The organism is Pseudolysinimonas sp., assembly GCF_044239695.1.
Taxonomy (GTDB): domain Bacteria; phylum Actinomycetota; class Actinomycetes; order Actinomycetales; family Microbacteriaceae; genus Pseudolysinimonas_A.
The window spans coordinates 14,590-29,559 of record NZ_JBIIAW010000029.1; the positions used below are offsets into that span (position 1 = coordinate 14,590).

The 14,970-nt window shown below is 69.6% G+C and carries 14 protein-coding genes; 9 read left to right on the forward strand and 5 right to left on the reverse strand.

Going from position 1 to position 14,970, the window contains the following annotated elements; translation table 11 throughout:
• The first annotated feature begins 108 nt into the window (after nt 1-108).
• From ACILQS_RS06450 to ACILQS_RS06465, 4 genes are all read left to right on the forward strand, one after another.
• Entirely contained in the window at nt 109-813 is a 705-nt protein-coding gene (locus tag ACILQS_RS06450; protein ID WP_395639291.1) for a CoA transferase subunit A, read from the forward strand.
• A 4-nt stretch (nt 814-817) separates the two neighbouring features.
• Nucleotides 818-1,444 (forward strand): 3-oxoacid CoA-transferase subunit B, encoded by a 627-nt coding sequence (locus tag ACILQS_RS06455; protein ID WP_395639292.1) that lies wholly within the window; start codon nt 818-820, stop codon nt 1,442-1,444.
• Nucleotides 1,441-2,616, forward strand: a complete 1,176-nt coding sequence (locus ACILQS_RS06460) for an acetyl-CoA C-acyltransferase (RefSeq protein ID WP_395639293.1) — start codon at nt 1,441-1,443, stop codon at nt 2,614-2,616. The genes ACILQS_RS06455 and ACILQS_RS06460 overlap by 4 nt, the downstream gene beginning before the upstream one ends.
• Nucleotides 2,617-2,686: 70 nt before the next feature.
• Entirely contained in the window at nt 2,687-3,205 is a 519-nt protein-coding gene (locus ACILQS_RS06465; RefSeq protein ID WP_395639294.1) for a GNAT family N-acetyltransferase, read from the forward strand.
• A gap of 53 nt (nt 3,206-3,258) precedes the next feature.
• Here ACILQS_RS06465 and ACILQS_RS06470 read toward each other — a convergent pair whose 3' ends face one another.
• Nucleotides 3,259-4,452 carry a 4-hydroxybenzoate 3-monooxygenase gene (locus ACILQS_RS06470; RefSeq protein WP_395639295.1) on the reverse strand — a complete coding sequence of 398 codons (1,194 nt, stop codon included), beginning with the start codon at nt 4,450-4,452 and terminating at the stop codon, nt 3,259-3,261.
• A 91-nt stretch (nt 4,453-4,543) separates the two neighbouring features.
• Here ACILQS_RS06470 and ACILQS_RS06475 point away from each other — a divergent pair, with 91 nt between their 5' ends.
• The gene (locus ACILQS_RS06475; protein WP_395639296.1) at nt 4,544-5,317 is read left to right on the forward strand and encodes an IclR family transcriptional regulator; all 774 of its coding nucleotides are present in this window, start codon (nt 4,544-4,546) and stop codon (nt 5,315-5,317) included.
• Nucleotides 5,314-6,321, forward strand: coding sequence for an amidohydrolase family protein (locus ACILQS_RS06480; RefSeq protein ID WP_395639297.1), 1,008 nt, complete (start codon nt 5,314-5,316; stop codon nt 6,319-6,321). The genes ACILQS_RS06475 and ACILQS_RS06480 overlap by 4 nt, the downstream gene beginning before the upstream one ends.
• Here the strand turns inward: ACILQS_RS06480 and ACILQS_RS06485 are convergent.
• On the reverse strand, nt 6,306-7,196 hold the full coding sequence (locus ACILQS_RS06485) for an IclR family transcriptional regulator (protein WP_395639298.1): 891 nt from the start codon (nt 7,194-7,196) through the stop codon (nt 6,306-6,308). The genes ACILQS_RS06480 and ACILQS_RS06485 overlap by 16 nt on opposite strands.
• A 118-nt stretch (nt 7,197-7,314) precedes the next feature.
• Here ACILQS_RS06485 and ACILQS_RS06490 point away from each other — a divergent pair, with 118 nt between their 5' ends.
• On the forward strand, nt 7,315-8,688 hold the full coding sequence (locus ACILQS_RS06490; protein ID WP_395639299.1) for an aminomethyl transferase family protein: 1,374 nt from the start codon (nt 7,315-7,317) through the stop codon (nt 8,686-8,688).
• Nucleotides 8,689-8,779: 91 nt separating this feature from the next.
• On the opposite strand, the gene ACILQS_RS06495 is transcribed toward ACILQS_RS06490, so the two are convergent.
• From ACILQS_RS06495 to ACILQS_RS06505, 3 genes are all read right to left on the reverse strand, one after another.
• Nucleotides 8,780-10,360 carry a hypothetical protein gene (locus ACILQS_RS06495; RefSeq protein WP_395639300.1) on the reverse strand — a complete coding sequence of 527 codons (1,581 nt, stop codon included), beginning with the start codon at nt 10,358-10,360 and terminating at the stop codon, nt 8,780-8,782.
• A 569-nt stretch (nt 10,361-10,929) separates the two neighbouring features.
• Nucleotides 10,930-11,703 (reverse strand): M56 family metallopeptidase, encoded by a 774-nt coding sequence (locus tag ACILQS_RS06500; RefSeq protein WP_395639301.1) that lies wholly within the window; start codon nt 11,701-11,703, stop codon nt 10,930-10,932.
• A complete protein-coding gene (locus ACILQS_RS06505; RefSeq protein WP_395639302.1) occupies nt 11,703-12,062 on the reverse strand; it encodes a BlaI/MecI/CopY family transcriptional regulator in 360 nt (119 codons plus the stop codon). The genes ACILQS_RS06500 and ACILQS_RS06505 overlap by 1 nt, the downstream gene beginning before the upstream one ends.
• A 157-nt stretch (nt 12,063-12,219) precedes the next feature.
• On the opposite strand from ACILQS_RS06505, the gene ACILQS_RS06510 reads away from it, so the two are divergent.
• Nucleotides 12,220-13,794 (forward strand): cytochrome ubiquinol oxidase subunit I, encoded by a 1,575-nt coding sequence (locus ACILQS_RS06510; RefSeq protein ID WP_395639303.1) that lies wholly within the window; start codon nt 12,220-12,222, stop codon nt 13,792-13,794.
• Nucleotides 13,795-13,810: 16 nt separating this feature from the next.
• Nucleotides 13,811-14,839: a cytochrome d ubiquinol oxidase subunit II gene (cydB, locus tag ACILQS_RS06515; RefSeq protein ID WP_395639304.1), complete on the forward strand. Its 1,029-nt coding sequence runs from the start codon at nt 13,811-13,813 to the stop codon at nt 14,837-14,839.
• Nucleotides 14,840-14,970 lie beyond the last annotated feature (131 nt).

The following is a 14,970-nucleotide window of genomic DNA, read 5'->3' on the forward strand; positions in this document are numbered from 1 at the left end:
GGCTCGAGCGGCCACATCCCGATCATTCTTCGACAGGCAGGCAACGCGTGTCTATGCTCAGCGCAGACCACGATGTGGACACACGCGGCACGAGCACGAGGGAGTGGCATGGCGCAGAAGATCTGGCCGTCGGCGGCCGAGGCGCTCGCCGGCGTCGTGCAGGACGGCATGACGATCGCGGTCGGCGGGTTCGGACTGAGCGGCAATCCGACCAACCTCATCCGTGCGCTGCGCGACACGGGGGCGAAGAACCTCACGATCGTGTCGAACAACATGGGCGTCGACGGGAAGGGGCTCGGGCTGCTGCTCGAGAACAGACAGGTCGCCAAGGTGATCGCCTCCTACGTCGGGGAGAACAAGCTGTTCGCCGAGCAGTACCTGTCGGGCGAGCTCGACGTCGAGTTCGCGCCGCAAGGCACGCTCGCGGAGCGACTGCGCGCCGGGGGCGCGGGCATCCCGGGCTTCTACACGCCGACCGGGGTCGGCACGCCGATCGCCGACGGCAAGCCCGAGGCCGAGTTCGACGGGCGCCGGTTCATTCTCGAGCGCGGCATCGTCGCGGACGTCGCCCTCGTGCGCGCCCGGTGGGCCGACCGCTTCGGCAACCTGCGCTACCGGCTCACGTCCCGCAACTTCAACCCCCTCGTCGCGACCGCCGGACGCCTGACGATCGCCGAAGCCGAAGAGATCGTGGATGCCATCGAGCCCGACGACATCATGACGCCGGGCATCTACATCCAGCGTCTGGTGGCGTCGGAGGACCTCACCAAGGAGATCGAGCAGAGGACGGTGCGGCCCCGTGTGGACGCGTGACGAGATGGCCGCGATCGCGGCCCGTGACCTGCAGGACGGCGACTACGTCAACTTGGGGATCGGCATCCCCACCCTGGTGGCGAACAACCTGCCCGCGGGTGTCGAGGTCACCCTCCAGAGCGAGAACGGCATCCTCGGCATGGGGCCGTTCCCGTTCGAGGGCGAGGAGGATGCCGACCTCATCAACGCCGGCAAGCAGACCGTGACGCTGCTGCCGGGCGCCGCGGTGTTCGACTCCGCGACGTCGTTCGGGATGATCCGTGGCGGTCATGTCGCGACCGCCATTCTCGGCGCACTCCAGGTCGCGGGCAACGGCGACCTCGCCAACTGGACCATCCCGGGGAAGCTCGTCAAGGGGATGGGCGGCGCGATGGACCTCGTCGCCGGCACCCCGCACGTCATCGTCGTCACCGAGCACGTCGCCAAGGACGGCACCCCGAAGATCGTCGAGACCTGCGACCTGCCGCTCACCGGGGTCGGCGTCGTCGACCGCATCGTGAGCGACCGCGCCGTCTTCGACGTGACCTCCGACGGGCTCGTGCTGCGCGAGGTCGCTCCGGGAGAGGATGTCGAGGAACTGCGTGCGCTGACCGGGGCGCCGTTCACCGTCGATCTGAAGGAGCGCTCATGAGCGTCGTCATCGTGGGCTACGCCCGCACCCCGTTCTCGCGCTTCACGGGGCGTTTCGCCGACATCCCGGCCTCCGATCTGGCGGCGCACGCGATCACGGCGGCCCTCGCCCGCGCCGGAGTCGACCCCGCCGAGGTCGAGCGCATCTGGGGTGGCCAGGTGCTGCCCGGTGCCGCCGGCCAGGGACCCATCCGTCAGGCGGCGGTCGCCGCGGGCATCCCGTTGTCGGCGCCGGCGATGACGATCAACGCCGTCTGCCTCTCGGGGATGGAGGCCGTGATCGCGACCGCCCGCACGATCGAGGCCGGCGAGCACAGCATCGTGGTCGCAGCCGGGATGGAGTCGATGACCCGCGCCCCGCACGCCTTCCGGGGGCGCGCCGGCGTCAAGTACGGCGCGATCGAGATGGTCGACACCCTCGAGCACGACGCGTTGCTGGACTCCTTCGAGCACCGCTCGATGGGCGCGTCGACCGAGGCCGGCAACGCCGACCACGGCGTCACCCGCGAGGCGCAGGACGCCTGGTCGGCCGGGTCCCACCAGCGAGCGGCCGCCTCCGCCGCGTTCCTCGCCGAGGAGATCGCGCCCTACACGCTCACCTCCCGCTCGGGCGAGACGGTCGTGACGGATGACGACGGCGTGCGCGCCGACACGACCCCCGAGACGCTCGCGAAGCTGCGCGGCGCGTTCTCGGCCGACGGCTCGATCACGGCGGGCAACTCGTCACAGGTCACCGACGGCGCCGCCGCGCTCGTGCTCATGAGCGAGGAGACCGCCGCCGCGCGGGGCATCACGCCGCTCGCCCGCATCGAGGCGCACGCGGCGGTCGCCGGTCCCGACACGCGGTTGCACGCGCAACCGGCCAACGCGATTCTCGCTGCGCTCGCCCGGCTCGGTGGAGGAGCGACGCCCGCCGACCTCGCGGCCGTCGAGATCAACGAAGCCTTCGCGGCGGTCGCGGTGCGCTCGGTCGACCTGCTCGGTATCGACGGCGCGATCGTCAACCAGCACGGCGGCGCGATCGCGCTCGGCCACCCGGTCGGCGCCTCCGGTGCTCGCATCGTCGGCACCCTGGCCCGGCAACTCGTCGTGGCGGGATCCGGGTCGCTCGGCGCGGCCGGCATCTGCGGCGGCGGCGGTCAAGGGTCGGCCGTCATCCTGCGCGCCTTCTAGGCTGCCCACAGCTCGGAACGGGCCCCCTGGTGGCGGGTGGGCCCGTTCCGTCTTTCCCCGACAATGGGCTGTGCTCGATCTGCTGAACCTCCCGGTCACCGTGCCTGCGTCGACGGCGTCGGTGGTCATCCGCCGCGCTCTCCGGGACGACCTCGCCGCGATCATGCGACTCCTCTCCGACGACCCGGTGAGCGCGGGCCGGGGAGACCTCGCTCGTGACGAGGACGAGCCCGCCTACGCGGCGGCGCTCGACCGGATCATCGGAGATCCCGCGAACGAGCTGCTCGTGGCGGTGACCGAGACCGACTCGATCGTCGGCACCCTGCAGCTGACCGTGATTCCCGGGATGTCCCGTCGAGGGAGCACGAGACTGCTCGTCGAAGCCGTGCGGGTCGCGGGCACCGAACGTTCGTCCGGCATCGGGAGCGCGCTGATGCGCTGGGTCGTCGAGCGGGCGGCGATCGACCTCGGGACCTCGTTGGTGCAGCTCACCTCCGACGCCGCGCGCACCGACGCGCATCGCTTCTACCGCCGCCTCGGGTTCGTCGACTCCCACGTCGGCTTCAAGTTCCATGTCGCGATCGCCTGACGCTCCGGATGACCGTGCTGCCCGGCACGCCACCGAGTCGGGCAGCACGGAGCTCAGTCCTCGTAGGGCCAGCCGGTGTAGGCCTCGGCGAGGTAGGTGCTGCCGGCATCCGATGACACCACGCTCTCCAGCTCGCCGATCTGGCGGCGACGGTCGAAGTCGCTCGCGTCGGGCGTGAGGTGCAGCATGTTCGTCATCCACCAGGAGAAGTGCTGGGCGCGCCAGATGCGGTGCAGCGCGCGCTCCTCGTAGGCGTCGACCCCGGCGGTCGACCCCGTCGCGAAGAACGCCGCGAGGCCCTCGTGCAGGATGCGCACGTCGTTGATCGCCAGGTTCATGCCCTTCGCGCCGGTCGGCGGCACGGTGTGGGCGGCGTCGCCCATCAGGAAGACGCGACCCTTCTGCAGGCGGTGGGCGACGAACGAGCGGAAGCGCAGCACGTCGCGCTGGAAGATCGGCCCTTCGTGCAGGGTGCGTCCGGCGACCCGGGACTGCAGCGAGTCCCAGATCTGCGCGTCGCTCCACTCGGCGGGATCCTGCTCGGGCTCGCACTGGAGGTACATGCGCTGCACGGTGGGGGAGCGCTGGCTGATGAGCGCGAAGCCCTGCTCGGAGTTGGCGTAGATCAGCTCCTCCGACGACGGCGGAGCCTCGCAGAGGATGCCGAACCAGGCGAAGGGATACTCGCGGTAGTAGCCGCCGGTCATCGAGCCGACGACCGCCGTGCGCGTCACGCTGCGCGACCCGTCGGCGCCGATCACGAAGTCGGCCACGATCTCGACCTGTTCGCCGCTTCCTCCGGCACTGACATCCCGGGCGATGACGCGCGGGGTGTCGGTGTCGGCATCCAGCACCTCGAGGGCCTCGTGCTCGAAGCGGATGTCGCCGCCGTCTTCGAGTCGCCGGGCCAGCAGATCCTTGAGCACCTCGTGCTGCGGGTAGAGATGCACGCTGCGCCCGACCAGGCGTTCGAAGTCGATGCGGTGACCCGCGCCCTGGAACTGCAGCTCGATGCCGTCGTGCCGCCGTCCGTCGACGAGCACGCGCTCGGAGGCGCCGGTCTCGACGAGCAGGTCGACGGTGCCGTGCTCGAGGATGCCGGCGCGGATCGTCTTCTCGATGTCCTGCCGCGAGCGGTTGTCGAGCACGATCGACTCGATGCCGTCGCGGTGCAGCAGGTGCGAGAGGAACAGCCCGGCAGGGCCGGCGCCGACGATGGCGACGCGGGTGCGGACGGCGGGGGCCATGGGATCTCCTTCGATCGAGGTCCCGGCCAGTCTGCGCAGCGCGGAGCTGTCGCGGGGACGGTTGCCCATTCAATGGGACTACCCTCGTGCCATGGCGAACTCCCGTTCCGGCGACAGCGTGATCGACCGGATCGTGCGGGTGCTCGCGACCTTCGACGCCGAGCACACCGAGCAGACGCCGACCGACATCTCCCGACGGGCCGGGCTGCCGGCATCCACGGGTCACCGGCTGGTCGGCGACCTGGTGCGCAGCGGGGTGCTCGAGCGCGACGAGGAGGGTCGCGCGCGGGTCGGGATGCGGCTCTGGGAGTTGGCGACGCGCGGCTCGATGGCGCTCGGGCTGCGCCAGGCTGCGCTGCCGGCGATGGGGCGCGTGCAGGCGGCCGTGCGGCAGCACACCCAGCTCGGGGTGCTCGACGGCGACCAGGTGCTGTTCCTCGAGCGGCTGTCGCATCCGGATGCCGGTGCCAACATCACCCGCATCGCCGGTCGGCTGCCGTTGCACGCGTCGTCGTCCGGCCTCGTGCTGCTGGCCGCCGCGCCCGCCGCGGTGGTGGAGCGCGTGCTCGCGGCCCCGCTGGAGCGACTCGCGGCGGAGACGATCGACGACCCGGGCGCGCTGCGGCGGAAGCTCGCCGAGGTGCGTCGACTCGGCTACGCCGTCGCCCCCGGGTCGATCGAGGCGGTGTCGACCGGGGTGGCGGTGCCGATCCGGGATCGGGGGTCGGTCGTCGCGGCGCTCGGGGTCGTGCTGCCGCGCGGGGAGGAGAACGACCGGGTGGTCGCGGCGCTCCGGGATGCCGCCGCCGAGATCGAGCTCTCCCTCGCGCGATCGTCGACAATTTTGGCTACATTCGAGTCGTGATCATCGACTGCCACGGCCACTACACGACGACGCCGCCGGGAGTGGGCGCCTGGCGCGACGCCCAGGTCGGCGCCCTGACCGGCGGCCCCGCGCCGGCGGCCGGACCCTTCCCCGTCACCGACGACGAGATCCGCGAGAGCATCGAGGGCGGCCAACTGCGGGTGCAGCGCGAGCGCGGCATCGACCTGACGCTCTTCTCGCCTCGGGCCTCCTGGATGGGGCACCACGTCGGCGATGCGACGACGTCGCTGGACTGGACCACCCGGCAAAACGACCTCATCAAGCGCGTCTGCGACCTCTATCCCGCCAACTTCGTGCCGGTGGCCCAACTGCCGCAGTCGCCCGGCACCTCGATCGAGGCCTCGGTGCGCGAACTGCGGCGCACCGTCGAGGAGCTCGGCTTCGTCGCCGTCAACGTCAACCCCGACCCGACCGGCGGGTACTGGACCGGACCCGACCTCGGCGACCGCTACTGGTGGCCGCTCTGGGAGGCGATGCAGGAACTCGACGTGCCCGGGATGCTGCACGTCAGCCAGGCCGAGAACCCGTTCTTCCAGACCACCGGGTCGTACTACCTCTCGGCCGACACGACCTTCTTCGTGCAGGCCCTCTCCAGCGGGTTCATGAAGGAGCAGCCGAACCTCCGGCTCGTCATCCCGCACGGGGGCGGCGCCATCCCCTTCCACTGGGGGCGCTTCCAGGGCATGAGCGTGCGCGAGGGCTGGGACTTCGAGGGCGCCACGGAGCGCATCTTCTTCGACACCTGCGTCTACCACCAGCCGGGCATCGACCTGCTGCTCGACGTCGTGCCGACCGAGCGCGTGCTGTTCGGCTCGGAGATGCTCGGCGCTGTGCGCGGCGACAACCCGACGACGGGTTCCGGCTGGGATGACACCGGGAAGTACCTCGAAGCGGCGGATGTCAGCGCGGAGACCCGCGCGCAGATCTACGCCGCGAACGCGCTCGCCGTCTACCCGCGGCTGACGGGCTACGTCGCCGTCTGAGCCCTCGCCTGCGCTTCGTGCTCCTCGAGGAGGTGCTCGAAGTACGCCATCGACTTGTCGGACGACGCGACGAGCTGTCGGTACACGCCGCCGGCTCGCGCGTGCGGGTGCCCGGGCGGGAGGTAGCTGCGCAGCAGCGCATCCGAGATGCCGTCGGCGGCGAGGCGCAGCAGGCGCACGAGATCGTCGACCGGGGAGTCGTCGTTCGGGATCACGACGCTGACCGTGCCGACGATCACCTCCTGAGAGCCCCGGATCGGCACCGCGATGCCGCGGGATTCCTCGAAGATCCACCCCGTCGACACGGCGTACCCGTCGACGCTCGCTCGGGCGACGGCATCCCGCAACTGCTGTTCGGTGCGCAGACTGGACGGGGTGATCGGCGCGAGCCCGCGGTCGACGATGGCCGGCACGAGATCCTCCTCGCTGTAAGCCAGGAAGACGATGCCGCTCGAGGAGAGCTGCAACGGGGTGCGGCCGCCGACGATCGACGCGTTGACGACGGCATCCCGCGACGACAGGCGTTCGATGACGAGCACGTCGAGTCCCGACCGCACGAGCAACTGGGTGTGCTGGCGCACCCGGGATTGGATGGCGTGCAGATAGGGGAGGGCGATCTCGCGCAACCCGAGCGCCCCGGGGGTGCGACTGCCCATCTCCCAGAGCCGGTTGCCGACGCGGTAGCTGCGATCGGGCATCCGTTCCAGCAGGCCGTGCTCGACCAGTTCGGTGACGATGCGGTGGGCCGACGACATCGGGATGCCGGCGCGCTCCGCGATCTCGGAGAGCGACAGGAACGGGGCTTCGAACGAGAAGGTGTCGAGCACCATGACGACGCGGCTGATCGCCGAGACACCGTTGGACTGTCGGGCCATCGAGAAGCTCCTTTGCTCGAGCTCACCCTACTTCCTCTCAAAGAAAGCTCCGCAACCGTTTCCGTTCAGCGGCTTTTACACTGCCGACGAACCCTTCACGACGAAGTAAGGAAACTCGATGTCAGAGACCCTGGCCCAGGCCATCACCCGCGCGGGCAACCCCGTCGAACTGCTCCGCAATCAGGACTGGCCGTCGGTCACGTTCCCCATCCAGCCGGAGTTCACCAACTGGCGTGACGAGCAGCGCGCCTGGTCGACCACGGTCGCGATCATGGACCAGTCGCACCACATGACACAGCTGTTCCTCGGCGGCTCGGACCTCATCTCGATTCTCTCCGGCATCTCGCCGAACACGTTCGCCACCTTCCGGGCAGGCGTCGCCAAGCAGCTGATCGCGGTCAACCACGCCGGATACCTGATCGGCGACGGCATCCTCTTCTACAACTCCGACGACCGCGAGGGCCTCGTGCTCGTCGGCCACCACATCCTCATCGACTGGGTGCGCTACAACGTCGAGAAGGCGGAGGGCGAGGGCAAGGACGTGCACCACCGTCTCGAGGCCAACTCGGCCATGCGCGGCGCCGGCAACGACCCGACCTTCTTCCGCTATGAGATCCAGGGCCCCGAGGCCGACCACGTGATGGAGAAGCTCTGGGGCGGACCGGTGCCCGAGGTCAAGTTCTTCCACATCGCCGACCTCGAGATCGCCGGCGTGAAGGTCAAGGCACTGCGGCACGGGATGGCCGGGCAGCCCGGCTTCGAGTTCTACGGCAACTACGCCGACGGACAGAAGGTCATCGACGCGATGATGGAAGCCGGCGCCGAGTACGACATCCGCCGAGTCGGCGCGAAGGCGTATTCGTCGTCGCCGCTGGAATCGGGCTGGGTGCCGACGCCGTTCCCCGCGATCTGGGACGACGACTTCGCCGCCTACCGCGAGTGGCTGCCCGCCGCCCGCGCCGGCTCGATCGGCGGGTCGCTGTACTCCACCGACGTGCACGACTACCAGTTCACGCCGTTCGACCTCGGCCTCGGTCGCTCGGTCAAGTTCGACCACGACTTCCACGGCCGTGAGGCGCTCGAGAAGATCGCCGAGGCGCCCGGGCGTCGCAAGGTCACGCTGCTCTGGAACGCCGAGGACGTCGCCGCGATCGTGAAGTCGCAGGTCGAGCCGGGCGTGCCGGCGAAGTTCCTCGACTTCCCGAAGGCGCGCTACGGCTTCTACCAGATGGATGTCGTGCTGCAGGGGGGAAGCCAAGTCGGCATCTCGACCGACGCCGGCTACGTCGCCCTCGACCAGCTCTACATGTCGCTCGCGACGCTCGACAACTCGGTCGAGGAGGGCTCGGTCGTCGAGGTCGTCTGGGGCGAGGACCCGATCTCGAAGAAGCCGCAGGTCGACCAGAAGCACCGCCAGGTCAAGATCCGCGCGACCGTCGCTCCGGCGCCGTACCACGACTACGCCCGGTCGGTGTATCGCGCCAACGACTGAGGCGGCAGGCCGGTAATCCGTCACATCTGTCACGGATTACCGGCCTGGACCCTCCCCGAGTGGCGGAAGAGTCGGGGCGAGTGGCGGACTCTCACTTCTTCTGAGACGTCGTCTTCGCGCGGGCTGGTTTCGTGGCGGCCTGGGGCTTGGTTTCGGTGTCTTCAGTCGGCTTCGGGTACCCCTTCTTGAACCACTCGAGTTTCCGCAGCTCCTTCAGTTCCGGATCGTTCCAGAGGTAGGCAGCGTCCTCGGGCTGCAAGATGTTCATCTGCACGCGCCACTCAATGTCCACGCGAGGCTGGTTTTCCACCTGACTCGTCCGGGAGAGATAGCACAGGTAGTCATAGGCGATATCCGGCGACACCGAGAACCTGGCTCTCTCCAACCAATCCTTTGAACTGGCGAGGGCGACGCACGCCCCCTCGGCGGCTTGTTCTGTTCCCTCCTTCTTGGTCTGCTTTCCCTCGAGATGGGTCAGGAGTGCGATCGAGATGGCAAAGGCCATCTCGAGGAGCGGCGCGATCGGTCGAGCTGCGATCTCCTTGCGTTTCAGGATGCCGATCCCTTCGACGGCGGCCTGGGCTCCGGCCGTCAACAGGGCGGAGTTTGTCGGGCCGTCGACCGACGCCGGTCCGGCGGCGAGAGCATTTCGAATCGCGACGATCTTCAGGTTGAGGGTGCGAAGACGGAGGATGCGAGACCTGTCGGTGTTCTCGTTCTGGTGGGGGCTATCGAGGAACCGGCCCAAGAACCCTGCGAACGTCTCCAACTCGGCCCGCGATGTCGAGCGCCGGAAGCGCGCGTTCATGACTCCGAGTTCGGCGAGATGATAGTTCGGGTCATCACGGAGAGCCCCGGTGAAGATCGCGAACGACTCGTCATCCTTCGGGTAGAGACGAGCGCCGATCTGGTACAGGCCGACCGCGTTCCCCTGCGTCGCCCCGAAGAGTCCGGAGAACCCGGCGTTCTGATCGGCCACCGCCGTCACGACGTGACCGGCCGCCAGCTTCCGAAGATACTCGAGCCGGGGATCGGGGATCTTGGGCTTCTCGTCGGTCTTGGCCTCCGCGTCGGTCTTGGGCGCAACCGGCGGCTCCTTCGGCGCGGCAGCCAGCGGAGGGAAATCGTTGAGGTCCAGCGTCGTCGCCTTGACCACCCGTCCATTGCGACGGATCGTCAGGCTGGCGCGTGTGTCGTCGAGTTGTGCGAAGACGATCTGCCACGGCACCAGTCCGAACAGTCCCTGCAATGCCGTGAGCGCCCCGGACAGCAGCTTGCCGCCCGGGGCTTCTTCGAGAACCGCGCCTTTGAGAGCTTCGACGTCCGGGGCGTCGGGAATCTCGATCCCGCCCGCCTCGGTCGCCGCGATGTCGCTGATCGCCGCGACGATCTCGGCGGCCCCGATCGAGTCGGACGTTCCCTCGGCAGTGAGGACCTTGACCGCGATTCGAGTGCGCCCCGCGAGGTACATCGCGAACGGCAGAGTGCCGGCGATCGCGACGCTCAGGAAGGCCACCCAGACGAGGTGGGCCAATCCGAGGGTGGTGACGGCCCACACGGCGAGCCCGGCCCCCAGGATTCCGAGCGCAGCCCCGATCCCACCCAGCACCCGAAGGCCGGTGACACTCCATTTGTACCGCCCGGCACGCCAGGGGATCGCGGGAAGCAGCATGACGAGCCGCGTGACGACAAGGAGCGCGGCGAGAACCGCGAGCCACGCCAGCGCCGCACCCGAGAGCGGCGTGAGGCAGTCATCGAGGAACGCTTTCCACTTCTCACCGAAGTCGGCGCAACAGTCGCTCTCGTCGTCCTCCTCGTCGGCGAGTGCGAGCTCCGCCGCCTGGTGCGCGGTCGTGCAATCAGCCAGTTGCTGCGCGAGCGAGTCGCGGAGCGCGTCGTCCTCGGTCTTGACGATGAGGTCGAGCGCCAGTTCCTGGATGGCCTCGATCTCTTCGAGTGCCTTTTCCGGGTCGGACGCGATGAGTCGCTGGGCAGCTGCGCACGGATCGGCGGTCGACGCGCCCCACGCCGCGGAGACGGGGGATCCAACGCCGAGCAGTGCGAGGCCGAAGACCCCGATCGCGACAAACGAGCGTCGGATTGCGGGCACCGCGAAACTACGAGTTCCTGATCCAGACACGGGTCGCCTTCCTGGGCGTCAGCCGATGTTGTGTGGAATGTAGCGGTCCGCGGTGTCCCCCACAAGGGGGCCGCGCCGCGATGCCCGGGCAGTTGGGGCCGTCAGCCGACCAAGCGCCGCACGCGATCCCGCGTCCGCGGTGGCTCGCGAGGGATGCCGGGGTCGGCGACGCGCGCACCCTCCGGGGCTGACGCGACCGCAGCGATCGCGCGGGCGAGCACGTCGTCGGGGGTGGTGCGACGAGCACCGTCATCCGCCAGGAGCTCCACGAGCACCGCGACCTCCTCGGCGGCGCGCGCGGCGATCGGGAACCAGGGCAGCGCCGAATGCCAGGCGCGGAAGGCGACGAGCACGATGTCGTGGCGCTGGGTGAGGTGCGCGCGCTCGTGCGCGATCACGGCGGCGAGCTCCTGCGGCGGCAGCCGGTCGAGCAGGCCCCGGGAGAGCACGGTGATCGACGAGAAGCCGGACGGCAGGCAGTAGGCGACGGGCGTCGGCGCGTCGAGGATGACGGTCTGCGGACGCGCCGGGTCGGGGGAGGTCAGCAGGTCGAGCAGGGCCCGGTGCCGGGAGCGGGAGCGTCCGACCGAGACGACCGTCGCGGCGAGATGACCGAGCAGGTGCAGGGTGAGCCCGACGGCGAGACCGATGAGGATGCCGCCGCCGAGGGTGTCGTGCGGCGCGAGCGCGATGCCGCCGGCGACGAGGGCACCGATCATCGAGAACCCGCCGGCGAGGGCGATCGCCTGCCAGAGCACGAGCGCGCGTCCGGGCGCGCGCGTCGGCCAGTTCGCGCGTGCCAGCAGAATCGGCACGGGCGCCGCGAGGCCGAGCGCGACGAGGCCGAGCAGGATGGCGATGATCCCGGGGGCCATCAGCGACGGTCGAGGAGCGCGCGCAGCAGGTCGGCATCGGCCGAACTGACCCCGCCGACGAAGCGCTCGAGCACGGCGCGGCGGTCGGCGGCGTCGCCGAGCACCTCGTGCATGAGTTCGGCGACGTGGTCTTCTCGGGATGCCATCGCGATGTAGCGGTGGGGGCGGGCGCTGCGGTCGCCGCTCACGAACCCCTTCTTCTCGAGCCGGCTGAGCACGGTGAGGACCGTCGTCGCGGCCAGCGGCTTGCCCGTGTCGGCGCCGGCGAGGCCGGGCAGGAGGTCGTACGCCGACAGGGGCGTGCCGGCATCCCACAGCGCCTGCATCACGCTTCGTTCGAGCTGTCCGAGGTTGGCCACTCCGTGATTCTACGCCTCGTCGAACTACTTCTACATGGTGTAGAAATGTTTCTACAGGGCGTAGAAGCCGCGGCGGGACCTAAGTCCCTGGGCATCCGTCCCGCACTCCACGACCCTGGCTGAGCGCGCCGTTGGTCGGCGCCGGAAGGAGACCTCAGTGGACCCGCTCGACATCGCCCGCTGGCAGTTCGGGATCACGACGGTCTACCACTTCGTGATGGTGCCGCTGACGCTCGGCCTCGGACTCATGGTCGCGATCCTGTATACGCGCTACGTGCAGACCGGTGACGAGCGCTGGAAGCGGATGACGAAGTTCTGGGGCAAGTTGTACCTCGTCAACTTCATCCTCGGCGTCGCCACCGGCCTCGTGCAGGAGTTCCAGTTCGGGATGGCGTGGAGCGAGTACTCCCGCTTCGTCGGCGACGTGTTCGGCGCCCCGCTCGCCCTCGAAGGCCTGCTCGCGTTCTTCGTCGAGTCGACCTTCCTCGGCCTCTGGATCTTCGGCTGGGGCCGCCTTCCCCAGCGCGTGCACCTCGCGACCCTGTGGCTCGCCGTCATCGGATCCTGGATCTCGGCGTTCTTCATCATCGTCGCGAACTCCTGGATGCAGCACCCGGTCGGGGTCGAACTCGTCGACGGCCGACCCGTGATGAACGACATCTGGGCCGTGCTGACGAACAACACCGCTTTGGCCGCCTACAGCCACACCCTCTTCGGGGCGATCGCGGTCGCCGGGGGCTTCCTGCTCGGCATCGCCTGGTACCACCTGTGGCGGCGGCGTCACGACGGCATCGACACGGTGGATGCGCGGGGGCGGGTCGTCGTCGGATCGGCGGACGACATCCCCGGGCGCGACGAGAAGGACCACTCCGTCTGGCTGCGGTCGCTGCGCATCGGTGCCGTCGTCGCGATCGTCGGATTCGCCGGCGTCGCGGTCACCGGCGATGTGCAGGCGAAGCTCATGTACGAGCAGCAGCCGCTGAAGATGGCGGCCGCCGAAGCCGCGTGCCACACCGGAACCGAATTCTCGGTGCTGTCGATCGGCGACCTCGGCGCGCAGGACTGCGACAGTGTCACGACGATCGTCGCGATCCCGGGCATCCTCTCCTTCCTCGCCAAGGGCGACTTCACGACCGAGATGCCCGGCATCAACGACCTCATCCCGCAGTACCAGGAGGAGTACGGGCTGACGCTGCCCGACGACCCGAAGTACGGCGAGCGGGCCGGCGAGACGATCGAGTACCTGCCGCTCATGGAGGTCACCTACTGGGGCTTCCGCATCATGATCGGGTTCGGAGCGATCGCCGCCTTCGCCGCCGCCGTCGCCCTGTGGATCACCCGCAAGGGAACCGTCCCCCGCTCGCGCTGGCTGATGCGCCTCGCGGTGTTCGGCATCCTCGCGCCCTTCGGAGCGAACATCGCGGGCTGGGTGTTCACCGAGATGGGCCGGCAGCCGTTCGTCGTCGCGCCCAACCCGAACCCGTCGGGGACGGATGGCGTCTACATGTTCACCGCCGCCGCGGTCTCCCCGGGGGTCACGGCGGGTGAGCTGCTGTTCTCGCTCATCGCGCTCGGGCTCGTCTACCTCGCGCTGATGGTCGTCGAGGTCGCGCTGCTCGTGAAGTACGTGCGCTCCGGAGTGGTCGGGGCGATGCCCGAACTCGCGCCGCCGGCCGACGATCCCGACGACCCCGAGTCCCGTCGCGACGACGTGCTCGCGTTCGCCTACTGAGCTACAGGAGACAACAATGGAAGTGCTGCCCACCGTCTGGTTCATCGCGATCGCGGTCCTCTGGATCGGGTTCCTGCTGCTCGAGGGCTTCGACTTCGGCGTCGGGATGCACCTGCTGGTGCGTGCCCGCGGCGAACAGGAACGCCGGCTCATGCTCAACACCATCGGACCCGTCTGGGACGGCAACGAGGTGTGGCTGATCACCGCGGGCGCCGCGACCTTCGCCGCCTTCCCGCTCTGGTACGCCTCGCTGTTCTCGACGCTCTACGTGCCGCTCGTGCTCGTGCTGCTCGGGCTGATCTTCCGCGCGGTGTCGATCGAGTGGCGCGGCAAGGGGTCGTCGGCGCGCTGGCGCCGGTGGTGGGACATCGCCCTCGGCGGCGGCTCGTTCCTCGCGGCCTTCGGTATCGGGGCGGCGCTCGCGCTGACGACGACGGGACTGCCGATCGACGCCAACGGCGACCGCGTCGGCGGCCCGTTCGTCTGGCTCACCCCGATCGCCGTCCTCGGTGGCCTGGCGACCGTCGGCTTCTGCCTCGTGCACGCCGCCACCTTCCTCGCGCTGAAGACCGACGGACCCGTCCGCGAACGTGCGGGCCGGGACGTCGTGCGGATGGCGCCGATCGCCCTCCTGCCGCTCGTCGGCTGGGTGGTGCTCGTGCAGTTCCAGTCGGGCACCGTCGTGTCGTGGAGCCTCGTGGTGGTGGCCGCCGCGGCCGCGGTGCTCGGCTGGCTCGCCGCCCGGAAGCGGCTCGAGGGTCGCGCGTTCCTGGGGTTCGCGGCCTTCCTGGTCGCGGGGGCGGCGGCGATCTTCGTGGCCGCGTATCCCGCGGTGCTGCCGTCGACGATCGATCCCGCCTACACGCTGACGGTCTCGAACGCGTCGAGCAGCGACTACACGCTCGGCGTGATGACGATCGTCGCCGCGGTGGGGCTGCCGGTCGTCCTCGCCTACCAGGCGTGGAGCTACTGGGTGTTCCGCAAGCGGCTGCGGGTCGAGCACCTGCCCGTCGCGCATCCGGTGTTGCCCGCCGTCCGCTCGTGACGTCGCGTGCGGCGAGGCTATTTGCCCGAAAGCGCCCCTTGGATGTCGGCGAAGGGGGCCGATTCGGGCAACTAGCCGACATCCCGCGGGCCACCCTCGCGGCGCTCGTCGTCGCGGCGGTGGTGCGGGCC

What these genes read in the sequence shown, in the direction of transcription:
- ACILQS_RS06495 (WP_395639300.1), bottom strand. Translation starts at nt 10,360, where the DNA reads ATGCTGCTTCCCGCGATCCCCTGGCGTGCCGGGCGGTACAAATGGAGT.
- ACILQS_RS06490 (WP_395639299.1), top strand. Translation starts at nt 7,315, where the DNA reads ATGTCAGAGACCCTGGCCCAGGCCATCACCCGCGCGGGCAACCCCGTC.
- ACILQS_RS06455 (WP_395639292.1), top strand. Translation starts at nt 818, where the DNA reads ATGGCCGCGATCGCGGCCCGTGACCTGCAGGACGGCGACTACGTCAAC.
- ACILQS_RS06450 (WP_395639291.1), top strand. Translation starts at nt 109, where the DNA reads ATGGCGCAGAAGATCTGGCCGTCGGCGGCCGAGGCGCTCGCCGGCGTC.
- cydB (WP_395639304.1), top strand. Translation starts at nt 13,811, where the DNA reads ATGGAAGTGCTGCCCACCGTCTGGTTCATCGCGATCGCGGTCCTCTGG.
- ACILQS_RS06475 (WP_395639296.1), top strand. Translation starts at nt 4,544, where the DNA reads ATGGCGAACTCCCGTTCCGGCGACAGCGTGATCGACCGGATCGTGCGG.
- ACILQS_RS06500 (WP_395639301.1), bottom strand. Translation starts at nt 11,703, where the DNA reads ATGGCCCCCGGGATCATCGCCATCCTGCTCGGCCTCGTCGCGCTCGGC.
- ACILQS_RS06485 (WP_395639298.1), bottom strand. Translation starts at nt 7,196, where the DNA reads ATGGCCCGACAGTCCAACGGTGTCTCGGCGATCAGCCGCGTCGTCATG.
- ACILQS_RS06470 (WP_395639295.1), bottom strand. Translation starts at nt 4,452, where the DNA reads ATGGCCCCCGCCGTCCGCACCCGCGTCGCCATCGTCGGCGCCGGCCCT.
- ACILQS_RS06460 (WP_395639293.1), top strand. Translation starts at nt 1,441, where the DNA reads ATGAGCGTCGTCATCGTGGGCTACGCCCGCACCCCGTTCTCGCGCTTC.